The following is a 19,424-nucleotide window of genomic DNA, read 5'->3' as shown; positions in this document are numbered from 1 at the left end:
GGCTACTCGATCGGCGGTGGACGCTCCTCACTTGGTTGGTCGGCACTCGATCGGCGGTGGACGCTCCTCACTTGGTTGGTCGGCACTCGATCGGCGGTGGACGCTCCTCACTTGGTTGGTCGGCACTCGATCGGCGGTGGACGCCGCGTCTCTTGGTTCGTCGGCCACTCGGGTCAACCCTCGGTCCCTGAGGAAGTCCGGAGCGCTAGCGAAGGACTGTCACGAAGGGCCGCTCCCGCGCCCCCGCCCACTCCCGCCTCGATCGCCACGGACCCCGCATCGTTAGAGTTGGGGCCGTGACGAAACGAGCTGACGGCAGGACCGACGACGAACTCCGACCGATCACGTTCACCCGCGGATTCACCAGTCATCCGGCGGGCTCTGTGCTCGTGGAGTTCGGTGACACGCGGGTGATGTGCACCGCGAGCGTGACCGAAGGGGTGCCGCCGTGGCGGCGCGGATCAGGTCTGGGCTGGCTGACCGCGGAGTACGCGATGCTGCCGTCGTCGACACACGAGCGGTCCCGGCGCGAATCGACGCAGGGCAAGATCGGCGGCCGCACCCACGAGATCAGCCGACTCGTGGGGAGATCGCTGCGTGCGTGCATCGACCTCGGGGCCCTCGGTGAGAACACCGTGGCGATCGATTGCGATGTGCTGCAGGCCGACGGCGGTACCCGCACCGCGGCGATCACCGGTGCGTACGTGGCGCTGTCCGACGCAGTGACCTGGCTCAAAGCGGCCGGCAGGCTGAGCGACCCGCAGCCGCTGTCGTGCATGATCGCGGCGGTCAGCGTCGGGGTCGTCGACGGCCGTGTCCGACTTGATCTTCCGTACGAAGAGGACTCGCGCGCCGAGGTGGACATGAACGTGGTGGCCACCGACGCCGGCACTCTCGTCGAGGTGCAGGGCACCGGTGAGGGCGCGACCTTCCCCCGGGCGACCCTCGACAAGCTGCTCGACATGGCGATGGTGGGGACCGACAAGTTGTTCGAGGCGCAGCGTGAGGTGCTCGCCGCACCGTATCCCGGCCGGCTCCCGTCCAAGTCCTGATGGCGACCGTCCTCGTCGCCAGCCGCAACGCGAAGAAGCTGGCAGAACTGCAGCGAGTGCTCGACGCCGCAGGGATCACCGGTATCGATGTCGTCGGTCTCGATGCCGTCGACGACTATCCGGAAGAGCCCGAGACCGGCGCGACGTTCGAGGAGAACGCGATCATCAAGGCCGTCTCCGGTGCACGTGCGACCGGGTTGGCCTGTCTCGCCGATGATTCGGGCCTGGCAGTGGATGCCCTCAACGGCATGCCCGGGGTGTTGTCAGCGCGCTGGTCGGGACGTCACGGCGACGACCGGGGAAACAACGACCTGTTGCTCGCGCAGATCGGCGATGTGCCCGACGATCGGCGCGGCGCGGCGTTCGTGTCCGCATGCGCTCTGGTTCTCCCGACGGGGGAGCAGAACGTGGTGCGTGGCGAGTGGCGGGGGACGATACTGCGAGCCCCGCGCGGCGACAACGGGTTCGGGTACGATCCGCTGTTCGTGCCCGACGACGCCGCGGCACAGGGGCGTTCGTCGGCCGAACTCTCGGCGTCCGAGAAGGATGCGCTGAGCCACCGGGGTAAGGCGCTGGCCCAGCTGGTGCCCGCGTTAGCCGAACTCGCCCGCTCCTGACGGCCGCTGGTACGTGGCGAGACCACGATGGACGGCGAGCATCCGGGTGATGGAGTCCGGCCATCGATATCTGGCGGCTCGTCGGCGCGCGGCCGATTCACGTTCGATGCGGGGGAGTTCGAGGACCTGCTCGATCGCGTCGGCGAATGCCGTACCCGAGTTGTCGGCCAACGCCCCGCAGGTGGCGTCGACCATGCCCGCCACCGCCGATGACCTGGAGGCAACCACAGGTGTCCCGGAGGCCAGCGACTCGAGCGCGGACAGGCAGAACGTCTCGTGCGGTCCCGGCGCCAGAGAGATCTCGGTGGTTGCCAGCAGCGCGGCGACCTGAGCGCGGTCGGCGACGTGTCCGAGAAAGGTGACGGGGAGGCCACGGGCCGCCCGCTCGAGGGACGGTCGTCGAGGGCCGTCGCCGGCCACCACGAGATGCACTCGGCGACGCGAGCCGTGCAGTCGGGCGATCGCGTCGATACTGCGGTCGGCGCGTTTCTCCGGGGAGAGCCGACCGCAATGGGTGATGAGGGTGGTGGTGTCGTCGACGAACCGGGCGCCGACGGCGGGATCGGCATGGCGAGGATCGAAGACATCGAGATCGACACCGAGCGGCACGTGGGCGACATTGGTCGCGCCGATGCGATGGAACTCGGCGGCGGCGAAACCCGTGGTGCACACCACGGTGTCGAAGGACAGTGCGGTGCGGCGGTTGGCCTCGTCGGCGAGGGCTCGGGCCCCCGGCCCGGGCATGGCCATCCCGAGTAGTCGGTCGAGCCGTTCGTGCGACACCATCGTCGCCGCGATGTCATGATCGTGGGCCCACCGACCGAACCCGCGTAGCGTCAGCCGATCCGACACCTCGAGTGAGTCGGGGCGGAGATGACGAAGGATGTCGGCCACCCGTCGGGCCGGTGCCACGCGGTAGCCGCCCGAGAAGGGCAGTCGCGGGGCATGTACTGCGATCCGGTGCACCCCGTTGGGCAGGGTCTCGGCGTGGTCGGCGGCACCCGGAACGACCAGGATCACCTCGTGACCAGCGCCGACGTACCCGGCGCCCCACCGATCGACGGCGGTCTTCAGGCCACCTGATCGGGCGCCGTAGAAATTGGCGAGCTGCACGATGCGCACCTGCACAATGTGGTCGGATCCGGATGAACCGGCATCGACCACAGCGTCATGGTTTCCCGATCAGTGCATGAACTGTGGCCGCGCCGACGGAACCCAAAGCCCCGCCGAGAGAACCCGAAACCGCGCCGACGGAACCCAAAACCGCGCCGACGGAACCCGGAATCGCGCCGAGAGAACCCGAAACCCCGCCGACAGAACCCAAAACCGCGCCGACGGAACCCGGAATCGCGCCGAGAGAACCCGAAACCCCGCCAACGGAACCCGAAACCGCGCCGAGAGAACCCGGAATCGCGCCGACAGAACCCGAAACCCCGGCAACAGAACCGGGCACCGACCTCGTCAGAGGTTGTACTGGGCCTTCACTTCCTTGGTGCGGATGTGCTCGAACCAGAAGGAGAGGAACGGGATCGTGCCCGCGATCGCGGTGACAATGATCTTCGCGAGTGGCCACCGGACCTTGATGGCGAGATCGATCGTGAAGATCAGATAGACGAAGTAGACCCAGCCGTGCACGATCGGTACGAAATCCAGCGCATCGACGTCGAACCCGTACTTCAGGATCAATTCGGTGACCAGCAGGAGCAACCACAGACCGGTGATCCAGGCCAGGATGCGGTACCTCAACAATGCGCCGCGCACCTTCGCCACAGGAGTTCCGGTCGTCGAGTTGGTGGTTTCGGTCAACTGCGTTGTTCCTCACTGCTGCGTTGGGATGATTCGGCGCGATCGAGATCGGCCAGATAGGAGTTGTAGTCGGCCAATGTGGAGTCGTCATCCGCTGTGGGAGCCGACGTGAGCGAGGACGCACTCGGGGTGGTCGGACGCTCCGGCAAGATGCCGGAGGGGATCTCCGTGGCGCCCTTGGCGTCGGGGGCGATTTTGCGTTGCTCGTCCGGATCGCTCTCCAGAACCACGAACCGCCGGTAGGCATAGATCACCGCGGCGGCGAATGCGGGCCACTGCAGCGCGTAGCCGAGGTTCTGTGCGGTGCCCGACGCCGACTCATACCGATCCCACTGCCACCAGGCCAACACGAGACAGGCCAGGGCGGCGACGACCACCAGGGCGATGAGCGCCGGACGGTGGCGTCGCCGAGGGGCGGGCGACGACGATTCCATACCCTCGACGGTACCTGGCCAGCGGTGATCGACTCGCGGGCGGTAGGCTGACGCAGGCGCCGGTGTGGCCGGCGACACGCGCGAGTGGCGGAATTGGCAGACGCGCTGGATTTAGGTTCCAGTGTCTAAGGACGTGCGGGTTCAAGTCCCGCCTCGCGCACCATGAGGATTACGACGATCCGTGATTCAGGTCCCCAGTTGCCCGTCGAAGTAGTGCCGACGACACAGCGGCTGATACACGACCGGCCCTTCCAGGGTGTCGCCGACGGCGACCAGTTCTCCGGTCCGCGCGACCCGTCCGTCGACGATCCGAGCGTTCAGGTACCCCGGCCGGCCGCACCAGCACAGGACGGTTGCCTGCATCCGATGAGCCGCATCGGCGAGTTCGATGAGGCGAGCGGACCCGGCGAACAACGTCGACTTGAAATCGCTGAGCAGACCGAAGGCGAAGACGTCGAGGCCGAGGTCGTCGACGACGCGCGCGAGCTGCTCCACCTGGGCGGGGGACAAGAACTGCGCCTCGTCGCAGACGACGAAATCGAGGGGCTCGCCGGTATGGCGGGTGATGACGACGTCGTAGATGTCGTCATCCTCACTCACGATTACCGCCGGGGCGCGCAGACCGATACGACTCGTCACCATGGGCTCTCCGGAGCGGTCACATTGCGTGATCAGCATCCCTGATCGTCCCTGCGCGCCCTGATTGAAGTGCGTCTGCAGCGCGAACGTCGACTTCCCGACACCCATCGGCCCGTAGTAGAAGATCAGTTGCGCCCCGGAGTTCATCGGCACGATTGTGCCGCACCGGATGGGGGTGCGCCCGATGATCGCGCACCCACATCCGGTCCAGGCTCAGCTCGCGCGTCGTCGAGTGGTCAGCCAGAGCGCCGCCAGCGCGAACACCAACTCGCCACTCGTCGCGATCATGATCACAGTCATCGTCGGATCGATCGGCATCGCAGGGCCCGACATCGCTCCGGCTCCCATTGTCGATGGCATGTGACGGTGATGGCCCGCCATCGACCCTGACATCGACATCGAGCCGCTCATCGCGGTCAGATGTACCGCGAGCATCGCCGCCGCCATCGTCGCCGTGATCGCCCACGCCCTCGCCGACGGATGGCGAACGAGGTGGACGCCGCATGCCACGCAGCCGGCGGCCATGATCAGCGAGACGATGTCGGCGAACAGGCCCAGATGGCCGAGTGCCCGCAGGTGCGCTGCAGCGGAGACGAGGGCCAACCCGAGGGCTGCGGCCCCGGCGATCCGGGCACCACATGGTATCCGGATCGACGGCGCGAACCCGCGGGCGGCGTACAGGTCAGCCGCCATGGCCGTGGCAGTGCTTGGCCGCGGTGGGCGGGACGTTCATCACCGGGCTGGCATCGCAGAAGTTGTACGGCTTCAACGTGAATCCGGCGTAGTCGGTCGGCATGATTGGCCAGTCCTCGGTGCGCGGGAAGTGTGTGAGCCCGAAGGTGTGCCACACCACGATGTCCTCGCCGTCGACCGAACGATCTGCCGCCTGATACGCGGGCAGGCCATTGCCCAGTGCGCTCTGGTTGACGAAATCACCTGCCGCATAACGTTCGTTGCGATCGTAGCGGGTCACCCAGAGCTGTTTGGTGGTGAACGCGGCGCGACCGGCCACCGACGACGCCGGGTCCGCCAGCAGCGTCGGTGTCTGTTCGGCGTGCAGAGCGTAGGCCGGGTGGTGGCCCATCCGCCCGGTCTTCTCCGTGTTGACGATGTGCCAGGTGCGTCCGCACGAGGCGTCGGCGACGCGCGCGGCGTCGGACTCCGTCTCGATACGGGTCTTGGCCACCGTGAACGCATTGCCCCACGGATTACCCTCGCCCATCGGCACCCGCACCGCGTCGACCTCCTCGACGGCATTCGCCGTGCCGTCGACCGTCATGTCCAGACGGGCGCTGAAAAGGTGCTGGTGATAGGGCAATCCGAGGCCCGGCGCGACGAGGCTCTGGTAGTCCGAGCCCTCTTCGGGGTAGGCGGCGGTGAACGCCATGCCGGTCAGCTTGGCCTCGAGTTCGATGGTGCCGTCGAGGTACAGGTGCCAGTAGAAGCCGTAGTCATAGTTGCCGACGGTGGTGAAGAAGCTGATCACCAGCCGGCGTTGACGACGCACCTCGCTCATCCCGGTGAAGATGTCGGTGTGCTTCCAGAGCGTCCCGTAATCCTCCTCGTGCATGCACACCGCGTTCTTGACGGTGCGGGGGCTGCCCTGCTCGTCGGGCAGGGTGGCGTCGAAGTAGTGGATCTCGCCGAGGCAGTCGCAGCCCAGGGTCAGCTCGTTGGCGTAACGTCCGAACACATACTCGCCGGTGTCGAAGTAGTTCTGCCAGTAGCGGTTCGGTGACGGATCCCCGTAGGGCACGACCATCTCGTTGATCGAGGCCCGATACATGACGTCGCGACCCTGATATTTCAGCTTGCGCAGGATGAGGCCCTCACGCTGGTCATAGGAGATGTCGAGACTCCAGTTGGTCCATTCGATGTGCTCCCCGTCGACGGTGAAGCTCGGCCCTTCGGGCTGGGTGATCTCGATGGGTTTGAGCCCTTCAAGCGGCGGGCCGGCGACCTCGGGGGTGTCGAAGTTCCCGGATTCGGCAGGCACATCGAAGACCCGATAGTCGACCAGATCGATCAACTCGCGGTTGATGATGTCGACGTAGGCGCACAGTCCGTCGACCGGGTGGGCCCACGGCAGATCCTTCTCGTGGTCCTGGACGAAGGCGAACGACCGGATGATGCGTTTGCCCGCCTCGTTCGGGTTGTCATAGGTGCCCGCCGACAGCGGCACCGCAACGGTTTTCGTCGGATCGACGCCACGCTTGGCAAGCGCCTCGATCCAGCGGGGCTCGGTCGCGAGGAACTCGGCGACGATCTCGAACTCCGCGTCGAGGATGGGGAGCTGGCCGACCGCGGAATCCACTTCGTCCGCGGCGAGTACGGTCGCGCCGGTCAGGGATACGACGGCGTCGACGGCATGGCCGGTGGCCATGTCGAGCATCATCGCCCGGACCCGTCGGTCGGGGGCGGGACCGTCGCCGGCCTCGAAGGCCAGCACCTCGGCTTTGTCGGGCTCGTCGAGACCGACGTAGACGAATCGCGTGGTCGTGGACACGTGGCCGGCATCGGTCAGAAGCGCTCGCGCGGAGATGATCTCGTCCGCGGTGAGGCTACCCAGGGGATGGGCCACCGCGCGGGGGGCGGGTGCGTTGTCGAGGGTGGTCATGAAAGGTCCTTTCTCGGAAGAAGAGTGGTGGTGGAGGTCAGACCGAGATCGCCTCGGTCAGTGCCGAATAGGCCTGCGCGTCGCGACGTCGGATGACGAGAGCCTGCCCGACACCGAGGAGCACGGCCCCGACGACCAAGGCCATGAAGACGTATGCCAGAACAGTCGATCCACCGATCAGGGTGGGGAAGTTCGCGACGACGGTGATGAGGATTCCGATGAGACCGACCAGACCGATCGCCGGTGCCACGAGCGTCTGCCATCGCCCGGCCGATTGAGCCACACGCCGGAAGTAGACGAGCACCGCCAGGCAGGTCAACGCCATCAGCACGACGATGCCGAGGGTGGCGAGCCCGGAGAACCAGGCGAACACCTGCAGTTCGGGGTCGAGCCCGCACGCTGCGAACACCGCGATCAGCACGCCGGCGGTGATCGACTGTACGAGCGAGGAGACATGCGGCGAGAGATGGGTGGCATGCACCGACCCCAGCCGCGACGGCATCGCGGTTGCGTCCGCCATCGCGTGCTGATAGCGCGACAGCACGTTGTGGAAGCTGAGAATGCAGGCGAAGAGGGAGGTGATGAGGAGAATGTTGATCGTGGTCGACGCCCAGCCGCCGAGGTAGGTCTCTGCGGTGGCCATGATCATCCCGGACGGGTCCTGCGCGGCCGCCTCGACGACGTTGTCCGGGCCCCACGCCATCACCAGCGCCCACGACGAGAAGGCGTAGAACGCGCCGATGAGCAGTACCGCGACGTAGGTGGCCCGCGGGATCGTGCGGTCGGGGTCGCGTGCCTCGTTGCGGAAGATCGCGGTCGCCTCGAAGCCGATGAATCCGGCGACGGCGAACATCAGGCCGATCCCGGGTGCGCCGGAGAACACGGCGTCAGGCGTGAATGACACCAGCGAAAGCCCATCGTTGCCGCCCTGCACCATGATCGCGACGTCGAGGATCAGCACGATGCCGATCTCGGCGATCAACAATACGCCGAGGACCTTGGAGCTCAGGTCGATGTGCCGGTAACCGAGCAGGCCCGTCACAGCGGCGACCGCCAGGCTCAGCACCCACCACGGAATCGACGGACCGCCGAGATCGGTGACCGCCTTGGCCAGCAGCGTGCCGATCAGGCCGTACACGGCGGCCTGCACCATCGTGTAGGTGAGCAGCGCGAGATGTGCGGTACCCAGCCCCAGGGGGCGCCCGAGCCCGTGGCCCACATAGGTGAAGAATGCCCCGGGCCGCGGCAGATGACGTGCCATGGTGCTCAGTCCGACGGCGAAGAACAACAGGACCACGGCCGCGACGACGAACATCGTCGGCACGCCGGGACCGTTGCCGAGTAAGAACGCAACCGGGACGCCGCCGCCGACCACCGTGAGCGGGGCTGCGGCGGCGACGACCATGAACACGATCGCGCCGACGCCGAGCGAGCCGGTGAGGGAACGGGGACGGGCATCGGCGGTCGTTGGTGGGGCGATGCCGGCGGCATCGAGTGAGGCCATGGGATTCTCCAGAATGGGGAGCGGGGTGACGGATGGCGGGCCGCATTGCCTGCCGGACATCAGCCTTGGTGACCTCGGTCGCGGTCGTTTTGCCGATCCGTAACGGAACCCGACTTTCCGGTGGGACAGCTCCCCGTGCGCAGACCCGTTCGATGTCACGCGTCGAACACCGCTCGGAAACGTGCGCGAAACAGCGCGTGTTTACCGTCCGCCCCTATGCCCGGATCGACGCCACCCTCGCACCCTCGCCTCGTCCTGGGTGCGCGCAGTCGTCTCGCCGGACTGGATCGACGATCTCTCGGCCCGATCGACGTCATCGCGCACTCGGTTGCCGTGATGGCACCGTGCGCGGCCGGTGCCACGATTCCGTTGCTGGTGATGGAATCGGGTTCGGCCCTGGTCTGGAGTGTGCTCGCCGCCATCGCACTGGCTGCGCTGGTGGCGATTGTGCTCCGGGAGTTCACGTCGCGCATGACCGCGTCCGGTGGGCTCTACACCTTCGCGGCCAAGGGTCTCGGGCCGGCGGGAGGTCTGGCCGCTGCCGCGGCGATGACACTGGGCTACGGCGCGCTCGGCATGTTCGCGTTGAGTCAGTCGGCGTATTTCGGGCTGCGACTCGTCGGTGTCCATCACCCGTCGACTGCTCAGGTCGCGGTTGTGGTCGCCGCGATCGGTGTGTGCGTGGCGGCGACCTTGATCCGCGGGATCCGGGTCTCGGCGCGGGCGGGTCTGATCATCGAAGCCGTCGCGGTGACCATCGTTCTCGCCGTCATCGGCGTGCTGCTGCTGCGGCACTCGAGCGCCCTCGACCCAGGCGCGATCGTGTCCCCACCGACCGGTGTCGCATCGTTCTGCGTCGGTGTCGCGTTGGCGACCTGCGGTCTGATCGGATTCGAGAGCGCGGCGACGGTCTCCGTGGAAGCGCAACGACCGCTGCGCACCGTGCCGTCGGCGATCTCGGTCTCCCTGCTGATCGGGTCGCTGGTGGTGCTGATCGCCACCGTCGCGCAGGCGGCGAATGTATCGGCGCTCACCGCGGTGTCTGCGTTGGCCGACGGTGACTTCGATGTGATGGCCGACGCCGTGGGCGTCGGATGGGTCGCCCCGATCACCAACGTCGGCATCGTCGCGTCGTTCCTGGCGTGCACGCTGGCGTCCACCACATCGCTGACCCGAACACTGATGTCGCTGGCACGGGAAGGGCTGATCCCGGAGCGCTTCGGCCAGACGCATCCACAGACGCGCACTCCGGCTTTCGGCATAACGGTGGCGGTGCTGGTGATGGTGGTGGCTGCCGCCGTACCGTCCGCGGCGGGGATGTCGGCCGAGGCCGTCCGGAGCTCGATGGCCAGCGCACCGTCCATCGGCTTCATCGCCGCGTATGTGATCGTCGCCGTCGCCGCCCCGATGTTCCTCCGCCGGACCGGCGAGCTACGCCGCACCACGCTGGTGGTCGCCCTGACCGCTGCTGTCGCGTTCAGTGCGGTGCTGATCGTCTTCGTCGTCGTGAGTTTCGGCACCGACCGGGCATGCGGCGTCGTCGCCGCGCTCGGCTGGTTCGTGTTGGCAGGTGTCGGCGCGCTGATTCTCGCGCGGTGCCGACCACAGGCGGCGCGGGGCATCGGCATCCACGAGACACCGACTCGCGGTGAGGTGTGGAGCGGCCATCGGTCACCGGTTGCGGCCGGTCCGCGGCCACTCGACCCGACATGAGTCCGGCATTCGGTGGCGACTCGTCATCGCGGTCGGTGATCAACGCGCTTCGCCTGATCGAAGAGGTCGCGGGTCTGGGTCCCGGTGTCACCGCCGCGGAGCTGTCGCGCAACCTCGGGCTGTCCAAGTCGGCGACCTATCGACTGGTCAACCTGTTGGCCGCCGAGGAATACCTCGTGCGCACACCCGATCTGGGCGGATTCGCGCTCGGCGCAAAGATCGATGCCCTGATCGGGATGGCGACCGACGAGTCCGTGCCGGACAAACTGCGCGAGCTGGTCGACGAGGTCCGGTCCAGACTGCGTTTCGGATTGCATCTCTTCGGCATCCAGAATCCGGGCACGATGCGGGCACGTCTGACGTTGCTCGACATCGACCCCGATTATCCGCTCTCGGACCCGGCCCGCCTGTTACACGATCATTCGGCGTCGGCGGTCGGCCGGCTGATGGACGCGGTCGGCTCGGGCCATCCGGCGGCGGCGCCGGAGTTCGCGACACAGGTCGGTTCGTTCGCCCCCAACTTCGGTTGTATCGCGGTACCGGTCTGGAGCGACGCCGACGAACTGATCGGGGCACTGGCCGTCGCGGCCCCGGCCAAGCACATAGAACATCCCGATGCGTTGCTACGCGTCCTCGCCGAGCCCGCCCGGGCAGTGGCGAAGGTGCTCGACGCCCCAAGCACCTAACCCAGCCAGTCGAAGGCGTCGCGATAGAGAGCGTCGACCCCGTCGGGGCGGTCGTCGCCGACGAGGTCGTCGTCGATCTCATACCCACGGTCGGCCAACAGATAGCTCAGGAATCCATACGACGGGCGTAGACCGGCGAGCCGGGTGCGATCGATCGGCGGGACCTCGCCGGGCACCACCGGTGTCACAGTGTCCCGCTCATAGATCGGGTCGAGCGCGGTGATGACCCATGCGCCGTCCTGGCTCTCGGCACGGTAGAGGATGCGGGTGAACGAGGTGACGTCCACGTCCACCTCGGCGATGCGTGCCCGGACCTCGATCGCCGCCTCGACCTCGACGACAGCTCGGTGCTCGTGTGAGAACACGACCGGCGGAGACAGCCGATGGGTCGATCGCCCGCCCGCTGCGCTCATCTGCTCGGACGCCGTGACGAACTCTGCGCCCGAACCACGAAACCAGCTGAGCCGGATACGTGCGTCGGGGTGAATGCACCGGCGCATCTGGTCCCACCAGCCACGGTCGCGGGCCTGGCGTTCGCGGAGCACGAGTTGGGTCAGTTGAGTGACATCGTCCATGTGGTGTCCCATCGGGTGCATCGCATCAACGCGCCGACGGCGCGGCCTCGAGTCGACCCAGGATCGCGTCGAGGTCGGCGCGCGAGAACCAGTCGCCGGTCCGCACGACGCCGTCGATCTCGTGCAACGCGGTGTCATCGGCCAGCGGATCGCGCCGGAGAAGCACCAGATCGGCGCGATGTCCCGCGGCGACCTGGCCCCGGGAGTCGTCGACGCCGAAGAACCGAGCAGGCGCGACGGTCACCATCCGCAAGATCTGTAACGGTGACAGACCCGCGGACGCGAGCAGATCGAATTCGTCGTGCAGTGCGAAACCGGGGATCACCCAGCCGGCGCCGTTGGCGTCGGTGCCGGCGATCATCGGTACGCCGGCGTCGGCGAACAGCCTGGTCATCCGGAGCTGCGCATCCCAATGGTCGCGCAACGTCTTTCGGGTCCGGTCGGGCAACTTCTCGAACCGTCGGGTGGCCTTCTCCCACCGCCTGACCTCGTCGGGCGCTATGAACCGCAGGCGGGGATCGTGCCGATGTTCGGGACTGTCCGGGAACTGCTGCGTGTGCAGTCGGATCAGCGTCGGACACTGCCACGTCTGCTGTTCGGTGAACAGCGCCGCCAGTTCGCGGGCCTTCTCCTCGTCATACGTGACATCGGCGGTACGCAACTGTTCGGCGGCCGCGGGCGAGGTGAGCGTCGCCGGATTGACCACCAGGCGTGCCAGCAGCTTGCCGACAATCCGCTCCATCCCGGGCAGTTTCACCCTCGGTAATCGGATCTGACGTTGCGGGACCGCGCGCAATTCATCCTCGCGGCCGGAAGCGGCGGTGTAGACGGTGGCGCCCGGGCCGAGATGCTCGATGCACCGCATCTGTTCGCGGGCGGCATCGCGCGGATCGACATCGCCCGGCAGATGCCCGGCGAACGGCAGATCGAGCCGGCGGGCCTCGGCCAGACCGGCCAGGAACGCGTCGTGACCGGTCATGCCGGCCTTGATGAAGTCGGCGCCCTGCGCGTGCTGTGCACGGACCTCGGCGACGACGGATTCGACCGTCGCGGCGTTCAGTGGGGTCAGCAGCGAACCCGGGGTGGCCAACAGAGCCGGCGCTCCCAACGGTGCAGGCAGACGGCCCGCGGCACGATCGGCCAACAGACCGGGGCTGCCCGACATCTGCCGAAACCCGACGATCCCGTTGACGAGCATCAGGGCATAGGACGCCTCGACATCGTTCGGGGTGTTCAGCACATGGACATGCGCGTCCACGAATCCGGGAACGACGAATCTGCCACGGCCGTCGATGATCTCGATGCCATCGAGGGTTGCTCCCGTCGGCGTGATGTCCGCGATCGTGTCGCCGTCGATGCGGATGTCGCGATGTGGCTGCAACGTTCCGTCGGCGACGTCGACGATTGTCACGTCTCGCAGCACGAACGCGCCACGTATCGAGGCCTGCTTCACGTAGTTTCGTTGCCGGGTTGATACAGTCCGGGTCATCGAGCGGACACCGTCGTGTCGAACAGCGCCACCGCGTTGTCGGCGACGATTTGCCGCCACGGGCCGTGCTCGTCGACGGGCCACTGCTCGTCGAGCGCCGCAGCAAGCAGCTCGACGGCTGCGGCGGGGGTGAAGCAGTGGTCACTGCCGTACAGCAGATGATCGGTGCCGAACCGCCGTGTGAACGCACCGAGCTGATCGGGGACCGGGGCGCCGGCGAGATCGAACCACAGCCGGTCCCAACCGAGGTCGGCGTCGCCGGCCGGGATGAGGCCGCCGAGGCGGAACAGGTCGACACGACTGATCACTGCGGGCAGCATCGCGCCACAATGCGGCACCACGAACCGGATGTCGGGATGACGCGAGAGGACTCCGGCCGTGGCCAGATGCACGATGGTGCGTGTGGTGTCGAACAGGTACTCGAGCAATGGTGCCGGGAAACCCGTTGCACCGGAATCGAAGTGCGGTGGCGCGGTAGGGTGGACGAACACTACCGCGTGTTGCGCGGCCAGCTCCCGCCACAACGGTTCCAGATCCGATGCGCCCAGATAGACGCCATGAGCGTTCGACTCGATGCCGACTCCGGCCCGGCCGGGTGCGGCCGCGGAGCGTTGTGCCTCGGCGATGGCCGCGTCGATATCCGGCAACGGCAGTGCTGCGAAGAACCCGAATCTGGTGGGATGCTCCGCTGCCAGCGCACCCATGAAGTCGTTGACCTCCACGGCCAGTGACGCGCCGGCCGCGTCGTCTCCGAAATGCACCCCGGGCGAGGAGATCGAGAGGACTGACCGTGCGATCCCGACGCGGTCCATCATCGCGAGGTGATCGCCCACCGACCAGGCCGGCCACCCGGGCATGGCGTCGGGGGTGGTGTGCCCGGCGGCCTTCGCGGCGTCGACATACCAGTCGGGCAGGACGTGGGCATGGACATCGACGAGGCCGCCGTCAGGCATCGGAACTCCCTGTGTGATGGGCGAATCGGGTGAAGTAGTGCAATGCGTCCGGATCGTCGACGGTGTCGACGCCCGTCACCTTACCCAGCGGGCGGCCCTGGATCAGCCGCTTCACCGGCACTTCCAGCTTCTTCCCGGTCCTGGTGTGCGGGATGGCCGGTACCGCGATGATGTCGTCCGGGACGTGCCGCGGTGACGCTTGGGCACGGATCGCGTCGGCGATGCGCTGTCGCAATCGGTCGTCGAGCTCGTGGCCCTCGGCGAGTACCACGAACAGTGCCATCCAATAGCGGTCGCCGTCGAGTTCTGCGCCGATGACGAGGGCCTCGCGGACCGGTGGCAGAGGCTCGACGGCGTCATAGATGTCGGCGCTGCCCAACCGGACACCCTGTCGGTTCAGCGTGGCGTCGGAACGTCCGGAGATGACCACGCCGCCGCGTTCGGTGATCGTGATCCAGTCCCCATGCCGCCAGATGCCCGGAAAGGTGTCGAAATAGGCGTCGTGGTAGCGCTGTCCATCGGGGTCGTTCCAGAATGCGATCGGCATCGACGGCATGGGGGAGGCGATCACCAGTTCACCGACCTCGCCGATCATGGTCTGGCCGTCGGCATTCCACGATTGCAGGTCGACGCCGAGCAGCGGAGCCGAGATCTCGCCCGGCCACACCGGTGTCGTCGGCGCACTGCCGGCGAACCCGCTGACGACGTCGGTGCCACCGCTGGTGGATGCCAGTTGGATGTGTACGCCGACCTCGTCATGCACCCAGTGATAGCTCTGCGCCGGCAGGGGAGCGCCGGTCGAACCGATTACCCGCAGGTGCGACAGGTCGTACTCGGCCGCGGGCCGAAGTTCCGCCTTCGCACTTGCGGCGAGGTAGCCGGGACTCACTCCGAGCACCGACACGCGGTGGTCGGCGGCCATCTGCCACAGGCGGTGCGGACCCGGATGGGCGGGACTGCCGTCGTAGAGCACAATTGTCGTTCCCAACAGCAGGCCTGACACCACCATGTTCCACATCATCCAATTGGTGGTGGTGTACCAGAAGAATCGATCCCCGAGGCGAAGATCGTTGTGCAGTCCCAACAACTTCAGGTGATCGAGCACCACGCCACCGTGCGAATGCACGATCCCCTTGGGCGTTCCGGTGGTACCCGACGAGAACAGCACCCACAGCGGGTCGCCGAACTCGACGCGTTCGATCACCGGCGCGGCGGTCGTCGCGACGACGTCATCCCAATTCGTCTCGGCCGCCGACGGTTCGGCGGCCTCCCACCGACCGACGTGAGGTACGCGCAGAAGGGCACGAACTGTCGGCAACCGGTCGCGAAGTCGGCCGACCTCGTCGCGACGATCGTGCACGGTGCCGTTCCAGGAGTATCCGTCGGCGGCGATGAGCACTGTCGGGTCGAGCTGGCCGAGGCGTGCGGCGGCACCGTCGGCGCCGTAGTCCTGACCGCACGACGACCAGATTGCACCCAAGCCCGCTGCGGCGAGCAGTCCGACAACGGCGTGCACCGTGTTCGGCAGGTAGCCCACGACCCGGTCGCCGCGTTCGACACCGTTGTCGCGCAGCCATCGTTGTACGGCGCCGACCATGCCGCGCAACTCATCCCAGGAGACCTCGAGCCGGGTACCGTCTTCGCTCTCGCTGATGATCGCCGTGCCTGAGCCACGATGCCGCAGAGCGTGTTCCGCATAGTTGATGCGCGCGCCGGGGAACCATTGAGCGCCCGGCATCTCGGAGCTCGGCAGGACGTCGTCGGGGACGTTGTCGATGACGACACCGAAATACTCGGCGACGCTGGACCAGAAGCCGGCGAGATCCGCGACCGAATAGGCCCACAGATCCCGGTAGGTCGGGTATCGGTCGCCGGTGCGGGTCGCGACGAGTTCGGTGAACTCGGTGAGTTGGGTGCCCGGGATGCGGCTCGGGTCGGGCTCCCAGATCGGGGCGAGGGTGTCCGGCGCCGACGACTGGTCGACGGTCATGTGTTCTCCTGGGGCGTACTCGTACAGGGGTCTCGATACGCTGCTCGCCTGGCGGCTCGCGGCTACTCGACCAGCGGTTGGGGGGCTGCTCCGGTGGAGTGTGGGGGTGGGTCTCGATATGTTGCTCGCCTGGCGGCTCGCGGCTACGCGACCAGCGGTTGGGGGGCTGCTCCGGTGGAGTGTGGGGGTGGGTCTCGATATGTTGCTCGTCTGGCGGCTACTCGACCAGCGGAAAGGTCCTTTTCGCTGATCGAGTAGCCGACGAGCGTAGCGAGGAGGCGTATCGAGATCAACTCTCCGACAACGCTATCCCGCGCTGTGGGCGCCGGTCATCAGTCCCGCCAGATCTTCGGGCATGAGGAACGACGGTGGCGGCGGCGGACCCCAACTGAACAGGCCCCTGGCGCCTTCCACCACCTCCGGAGTCCACAGCTGGTCGTCGACGATCGAATCCATGTCGGAGTAGTACTCGCTGAAGTTGCCGGCCGGGTCCTTGAGATACCAGAAGAAGTTCGAGCCGGCGTAGTGTCGCCCCAGGCCCCACACGTGCCGCTCCGGATCGGCCTCGAGCATCCGCATCGCGCCGCGGCCGACCTCGTCGACATCGTCGACCTGCCACGACGTGTGATGCAGGAAGCTGACCGGGGCCTGCTGCACCAGAACGTTGTGATGGTCGGTGGAACAGCGCAGGAACGCCGCGAGTCCGGGGACCTCGTCGCTGATCTTGAATCCCAGGCCATGGGTGAAGAACCGCTGCGTCACAGCGTGATCGGTGCTGCCGATCACGGCATGGCCGAGCTTGCGGGGTCGGACCGCACCGTCGCGGACCACTCCCGGGGCCCGACCTGTCGCTCGATCCAGGCGACCCGGTCCGTTGTACAGGGTAGCCTCGACCCGCGGCTGGACGACACGTGGCTGGATTTCGACAGTGGCCTGCAGTCCGGTCGCTTCTTCGACCGAGACAATCCGGTCGGCGAACTGCTGAAATGGGATTGCCAGACCGGACAGGTTGTGCGCGACCCGGTCGATGTCGTCGGCGTCGTCGGCTCCGACGACGAGTGCGACGAGCCGGCGGGTCGGTGCGTCGACGATGCGGAGTTGCCGGCCACCGTCGACAGTGGAGAACCAGCCGTCGGACTCTGGCGTCAGGCCGAAATCGGTGTAATAGGAGGCAGTTTCCGCAACATTGGGCACGCCGATGGTGACGGACGCAAGACGATGCAGACTCATGATTCATGTCCTTGGGTTGGGGCGACAAAGGTCTGGTGGAGTTCGCCGATTCCGGTGATCCAACTGTCGAGCTGTTCACCGGGCGTGAGGAAGCGTTTCGGGTCGCGACCGGCGCCGATCCCCGCGGGAGTTCCGGTGAAGATCACATCGCCCGGGTAGAGGGTGACGTTGCGTGACAGTTCGGCGACGAGCTTCGCGACCGGGAAGATCAGGTCGCTGGTGCGACCCTTCTGCATCCCCTCGCCGTCGATGGCACAGCCGAGTTCGAGGTCGTCGGGATCGGGCAGCTCGTCAGCGGTCACCAACCACGGTCCCTGGGGTGAGAATCCGGGAAACGACTTGCCCAAGCCGAATTGCGGAGCCGGACCGCGGGTCTGGGTTATGCGCTCGGAGATGTCCTGCCCGACGGTGAGGCCGGCGACATACTCCCAGGCCTCGTCCTCGGCGACGTCGGTGGCCTCGCGCCCGATCACCGCGACGAGCTCGACCTCCCAGTCGACCGCGCCGCCGTCGGGGATGGTGACGGTGGTGTCAGGTCCGGAGAAGCTGGACACGTATTTGGTGAAAACCGGTGGCAGATTCTCCGGGGATTCAAAACCGGACTCCGCGGCGTGTTCGTCGTAGTTCAGACCGATGGCGAACACCTGGCGCGGTTGTGGTGAGGGCGCGCCCAGGCGGCTGCGGTCGATCAGAGGGCTGCTCGTTGCGGCGGTGTCGAGGGTGCCGGCCCACGCGACGATGTCAGCCCAGCGGTCGTAGATCGAGGTGAGATCGGGGCCGAATCGGCCGTCCGTTGCCGCGGCGATGTCGATGGTCCGTTCGGCACCGGGCTCGCCGGTCACCAGGACCGCGCGGTTGTCGAGATTGGCGATGCGCATCTTCGAGAGTTCCTTTCAGTCGGTGTGTCGGGCTCAGACCATCGGCGTGATCGGCTCTTCGACACCGAGCAGCGCCTTGCCGTAGATCTCATAGCTCACCTGGGGCGCGACGATCGCGTGCCGGGCCGCGGTTGCCGAGTCCCGCCAGATTCGTTGCAGTGGGCTGACCTCCGCGAACGAACCGGCGCCGTGCGCGGACAGCAGAATGTCGATGGCGCGTGTCACGCAGTCCGCGATGTAGCCGGTGTCCGACCGGACGCGAGCGCGGGTTGCGAAATCGGGGTACTCACCGCGCGCGGCCGCCTCGTCGATGTCCGCGGCGGCCCGGTAGGCGTGTAGCTGCGCGGTGTCGATCAGCCGAGCGGCCTCGGCGATCTGTAGCTGGAATCCCGTCGACTCCTTCTGCGAGGTCAAGAAGGTGTAGGAGATGGGCTTCTTCGGAGCCTTCCCGATCACGAAATCGAGTGCGGCGCGGCCCATACCCAGCTGGGGGCCGACCAGGACCAGTGCCAGCACCGGGACCAGTGCCGACCGGTAGAGGACCTCGTCGGTGTGCTCGGTCTGATAGTGGCCACCGATCGCGGGCGGGACGCTGAGCACCCTATGATCGGGCACGAACACATCCTCGGCGATCAGGCAGTTGCTGCCCGACGAACGCATGCCGGCAACGAACCAGGTGTCCTCGAAACCCATGTCGGAGCGGGGGATCAGAGCGCATCCCTGGTCGACGACATTGCCGTCGGCGTCGGTGATCGGGATACCCATGACGGCCCACGTGCAATGGTGCGATCCGGAGTTGTAGTACCACTTGCCGGTGACGCGGTAGCCGCCGTCGACCTTGCGGGTCTCCGCGGTGGGGGCGAGCACGCCGGAAACCTTGGCGTCCGGGTCGGCGCCGAAGACCTCGTCCTGGGCCTTCTCCGGCATCAGACCGACCAGCCAGTTGCATACGTTGGTGAGGGTGAGGACCCACGAGGTCCCGCCGTCGGCCTCGGCGACGGCGGCCGAGACGTCCAGCATCGTCCGCATGGAGGTCTCGTAGCCGCCGTAGCGCTTGGGCACCGAGATCTTGAAGAGCCCGGCCTCGGTGAGTGCCTGGATGCTCTCCTCGACGACGCGCCGATCCTTCTCGCCCTGGGCGGCGTTGCCGGCCAGGAGCGGCCGGAGTTCGCGGGCACGTGCGACGAGTTCGGCGTCGGTCGGGATGGTTGTCTCGGGGGCGGATGCGATCGTGGTCATGC

The 19,424-nt window shown here is 67.0% G+C and carries 18 protein-coding genes and 1 tRNA gene; 5 read left to right on the top strand and 14 right to left on the bottom strand.

Translation table 11 applies throughout. The features are described 5' to 3' along the window. The first annotated feature begins 296 nt into the window (after positions 1-296). Positions 297-1,052 carry a ribonuclease PH gene (gene rph, locus AC4AMJ_RS13945; protein WP_489900586.1) on the top strand — a complete coding sequence of 252 codons (756 nt, stop codon included), beginning with the start codon at positions 297-299 and terminating at the stop codon, positions 1,050-1,052. Further along, positions 1,052-1,669 carry an RdgB/HAM1 family non-canonical purine NTP pyrophosphatase gene (gene rdgB, locus AC4AMJ_RS13940; protein ID WP_489918320.1) on the top strand — a complete coding sequence of 206 codons (618 nt, stop codon included), beginning with the start codon at positions 1,052-1,054 and terminating at the stop codon, positions 1,667-1,669. The genes rph and rdgB overlap by 1 nt, the downstream gene beginning before the upstream one ends. Here the strand turns inward: rdgB and AC4AMJ_RS13935 are convergent. From AC4AMJ_RS13935 to AC4AMJ_RS13925, 3 genes are all read right to left on the bottom strand, one after another. Then, positions 1,646-2,791 (bottom strand): glycosyltransferase, encoded by a 1,146-nt coding sequence (locus AC4AMJ_RS13935; RefSeq protein WP_489918319.1) that lies wholly within the window; start codon positions 2,789-2,791, stop codon positions 1,646-1,648. The genes rdgB and AC4AMJ_RS13935 overlap by 24 nt on opposite strands. 339 nt (positions 2,792-3,130) lie before the next feature. Next, a complete protein-coding gene (locus AC4AMJ_RS13930) occupies positions 3,131-3,475 on the bottom strand; it encodes a DUF3817 domain-containing protein (protein ID WP_489900589.1) in 345 nt (114 codons plus the stop codon). Further along, positions 3,472-3,909 (bottom strand): transcriptional regulator, encoded by a 438-nt coding sequence (locus AC4AMJ_RS13925; protein WP_489918318.1) that lies wholly within the window; start codon positions 3,907-3,909, stop codon positions 3,472-3,474. The genes AC4AMJ_RS13930 and AC4AMJ_RS13925 overlap by 4 nt, the downstream gene beginning before the upstream one ends. A gap of 78 nt (positions 3,910-3,987) precedes the next feature. Here AC4AMJ_RS13925 and AC4AMJ_RS13920 point away from each other — a divergent pair. Then, positions 3,988-4,072 (top strand) — tRNA-Leu (locus AC4AMJ_RS13920). Between the two features lie 23 nt (positions 4,073-4,095). Here the strand turns inward: AC4AMJ_RS13920 and AC4AMJ_RS13915 are convergent. The 4 genes from AC4AMJ_RS13915 to AC4AMJ_RS13900 form a co-directional block, all read right to left on the bottom strand. After that, positions 4,096-4,695: a thymidine kinase gene (locus tag AC4AMJ_RS13915; protein ID WP_489918317.1), complete on the bottom strand. Its 600-nt coding sequence runs from the start codon at positions 4,693-4,695 to the stop codon at positions 4,096-4,098. Positions 4,696-4,761: 66 nt separating this feature from the next. After that, the gene (locus AC4AMJ_RS13910; protein WP_489900592.1) at positions 4,762-5,241 is read right to left on the bottom strand and encodes a hypothetical protein; all 480 of its coding nucleotides are present in this window, start codon (positions 5,239-5,241) and stop codon (positions 4,762-4,764) included. Continuing rightward, positions 5,231-7,165 (bottom strand): primary-amine oxidase, encoded by a 1,935-nt coding sequence (locus tag AC4AMJ_RS13905; RefSeq protein ID WP_489918316.1) that lies wholly within the window; start codon positions 7,163-7,165, stop codon positions 5,231-5,233. The genes AC4AMJ_RS13910 and AC4AMJ_RS13905 overlap by 11 nt, the downstream gene beginning before the upstream one ends. Before the next feature lie 37 nt (positions 7,166-7,202). Further along, positions 7,203-8,669, bottom strand: coding sequence for an APC family permease (locus AC4AMJ_RS13900; RefSeq protein WP_489900594.1), 1,467 nt, complete (start codon positions 8,667-8,669; stop codon positions 7,203-7,205). A 216-nt stretch (positions 8,670-8,885) separates the two neighbouring features. On the opposite strand from AC4AMJ_RS13900, the gene AC4AMJ_RS13895 reads away from it, so the two are divergent. Continuing rightward, positions 8,886-10,382 (top strand): APC family permease, encoded by a 1,497-nt coding sequence (locus tag AC4AMJ_RS13895; RefSeq protein WP_489918315.1) that lies wholly within the window; start codon positions 8,886-8,888, stop codon positions 10,380-10,382. Beyond that, positions 10,379-11,068 (top strand): helix-turn-helix domain-containing protein, encoded by a 690-nt coding sequence (locus AC4AMJ_RS13890; RefSeq protein ID WP_489918314.1) that lies wholly within the window; start codon positions 10,379-10,381, stop codon positions 11,066-11,068. Before AC4AMJ_RS13895 ends, AC4AMJ_RS13890 begins: the two co-directional genes overlap by 4 nt. Here AC4AMJ_RS13890 and AC4AMJ_RS13885 read toward each other — a convergent pair. From AC4AMJ_RS13885 to AC4AMJ_RS13855, 7 genes are all read right to left on the bottom strand, one after another. After that, positions 11,065-11,643 carry a nuclear transport factor 2 family protein gene (locus AC4AMJ_RS13885; protein WP_489918313.1) on the bottom strand — a complete coding sequence of 193 codons (579 nt, stop codon included), beginning with the start codon at positions 11,641-11,643 and terminating at the stop codon, positions 11,065-11,067. The two genes, AC4AMJ_RS13890 and AC4AMJ_RS13885, sit on opposite strands and share 4 nt — an antisense overlap. 25 nt (positions 11,644-11,668) lie before the next feature. Beyond that, the gene (locus AC4AMJ_RS13880; RefSeq protein ID WP_489918312.1) at positions 11,669-13,132 is read right to left on the bottom strand and encodes an amidohydrolase family protein; all 1,464 of its coding nucleotides are present in this window, start codon (positions 13,130-13,132) and stop codon (positions 11,669-11,671) included. After that, positions 13,129-14,085 (bottom strand): amidohydrolase family protein, encoded by a 957-nt coding sequence (locus AC4AMJ_RS13875; protein WP_489900599.1) that lies wholly within the window; start codon positions 14,083-14,085, stop codon positions 13,129-13,131. Before AC4AMJ_RS13875 ends, AC4AMJ_RS13880 begins: the two co-directional genes overlap by 4 nt. Then, on the bottom strand, positions 14,078-16,075 hold the full coding sequence (locus AC4AMJ_RS13870; RefSeq protein ID WP_489918311.1) for an acetoacetate--CoA ligase: 1,998 nt from the start codon (positions 16,073-16,075) through the stop codon (positions 14,078-14,080). Before AC4AMJ_RS13870 ends, AC4AMJ_RS13875 begins: the two co-directional genes overlap by 8 nt. Before the next feature lie 306 nt (positions 16,076-16,381). Next, positions 16,382-17,305: a VOC family protein gene (locus AC4AMJ_RS13865; RefSeq protein WP_489900601.1), complete on the bottom strand. Its 924-nt coding sequence runs from the start codon at positions 17,303-17,305 to the stop codon at positions 16,382-16,384. After that, positions 17,302-18,183 (bottom strand): fumarylacetoacetate hydrolase family protein, encoded by an 882-nt coding sequence (locus AC4AMJ_RS13860; RefSeq protein WP_489900602.1) that lies wholly within the window; start codon positions 18,181-18,183, stop codon positions 17,302-17,304. Before AC4AMJ_RS13860 ends, AC4AMJ_RS13865 begins: the two co-directional genes overlap by 4 nt. Before the next feature lie 33 nt (positions 18,184-18,216). After that, on the bottom strand, positions 18,217-19,422 hold the full coding sequence (locus tag AC4AMJ_RS13855; protein ID WP_489918310.1) for an acyl-CoA dehydrogenase family protein: 1,206 nt from the start codon (positions 19,420-19,422) through the stop codon (positions 18,217-18,219). Positions 19,423-19,424: the final 2 nt, after the last annotated feature.

Source organism: Gordonia sp. LMA484 (assembly GCF_058129505.1).
Note: the sequence above shows the minus strand (reverse complement) of the source record. Positions and strands in the feature narration are given on the sequence as shown.

What these genes read in the sequence shown, in the direction of transcription:
- rdgB (WP_489918320.1), top strand. Translation starts at nt 1,052, where the DNA reads ATGGCGACCGTCCTCGTCGCCAGCCGCAACGCGAAGAAGCTGGCAGAA.
- AC4AMJ_RS13925 (WP_489918318.1), bottom strand. Translation starts at nt 3,909, where the DNA reads ATGGAATCGTCGTCGCCCGCCCCTCGGCGACGCCACCGTCCGGCGCTC.
- AC4AMJ_RS13915 (WP_489918317.1), bottom strand. Translation starts at nt 4,695, where the DNA reads ATGAACTCCGGGGCGCAACTGATCTTCTACTACGGGCCGATGGGTGTC.
- AC4AMJ_RS13910 (WP_489900592.1), bottom strand. Translation starts at nt 5,241, where the DNA reads ATGGCGGCTGACCTGTACGCCGCCCGCGGGTTCGCGCCGTCGATCCGG.
- AC4AMJ_RS13905 (WP_489918316.1), bottom strand. Translation starts at nt 7,165, where the DNA reads ATGACCACCCTCGACAACGCACCCGCCCCCCGCGCGGTGGCCCATCCC.
- AC4AMJ_RS13900 (WP_489900594.1), bottom strand. Translation starts at nt 8,669, where the DNA reads ATGGCCTCACTCGATGCCGCCGGCATCGCCCCACCAACGACCGCCGAT.
- AC4AMJ_RS13895 (WP_489918315.1), top strand. Translation starts at nt 8,886, where the DNA reads ATGCCCGGATCGACGCCACCCTCGCACCCTCGCCTCGTCCTGGGTGCG.
- AC4AMJ_RS13890 (WP_489918314.1), top strand. Translation starts at nt 10,379, where the DNA reads ATGAGTCCGGCATTCGGTGGCGACTCGTCATCGCGGTCGGTGATCAAC.
- AC4AMJ_RS13885 (WP_489918313.1), bottom strand. Translation starts at nt 11,643, where the DNA reads ATGGACGATGTCACTCAACTGACCCAACTCGTGCTCCGCGAACGCCAG.
- AC4AMJ_RS13880 (WP_489918312.1), bottom strand. Translation starts at nt 13,132, where the DNA reads ATGACCCGGACTGTATCAACCCGGCAACGAAACTACGTGAAGCAGGCC.
- AC4AMJ_RS13875 (WP_489900599.1), bottom strand. Translation starts at nt 14,085, where the DNA reads ATGCCTGACGGCGGCCTCGTCGATGTCCATGCCCACGTCCTGCCCGAC.
- AC4AMJ_RS13870 (WP_489918311.1), bottom strand. Translation starts at nt 16,075, where the DNA reads ATGACCGTCGACCAGTCGTCGGCGCCGGACACCCTCGCCCCGATCTGG.
- AC4AMJ_RS13865 (WP_489900601.1), bottom strand. Translation starts at nt 17,305, where the DNA reads ATGAGTCTGCATCGTCTTGCGTCCGTCACCATCGGCGTGCCCAATGTT.
- AC4AMJ_RS13860 (WP_489900602.1), bottom strand. Translation starts at nt 18,183, where the DNA reads ATGCGCATCGCCAATCTCGACAACCGCGCGGTCCTGGTGACCGGCGAG.
- AC4AMJ_RS13855 (WP_489918310.1), bottom strand. Translation starts at nt 19,422, where the DNA reads ATGACCACGATCGCATCCGCCCCCGAGACAACCATCCCGACCGACGCC.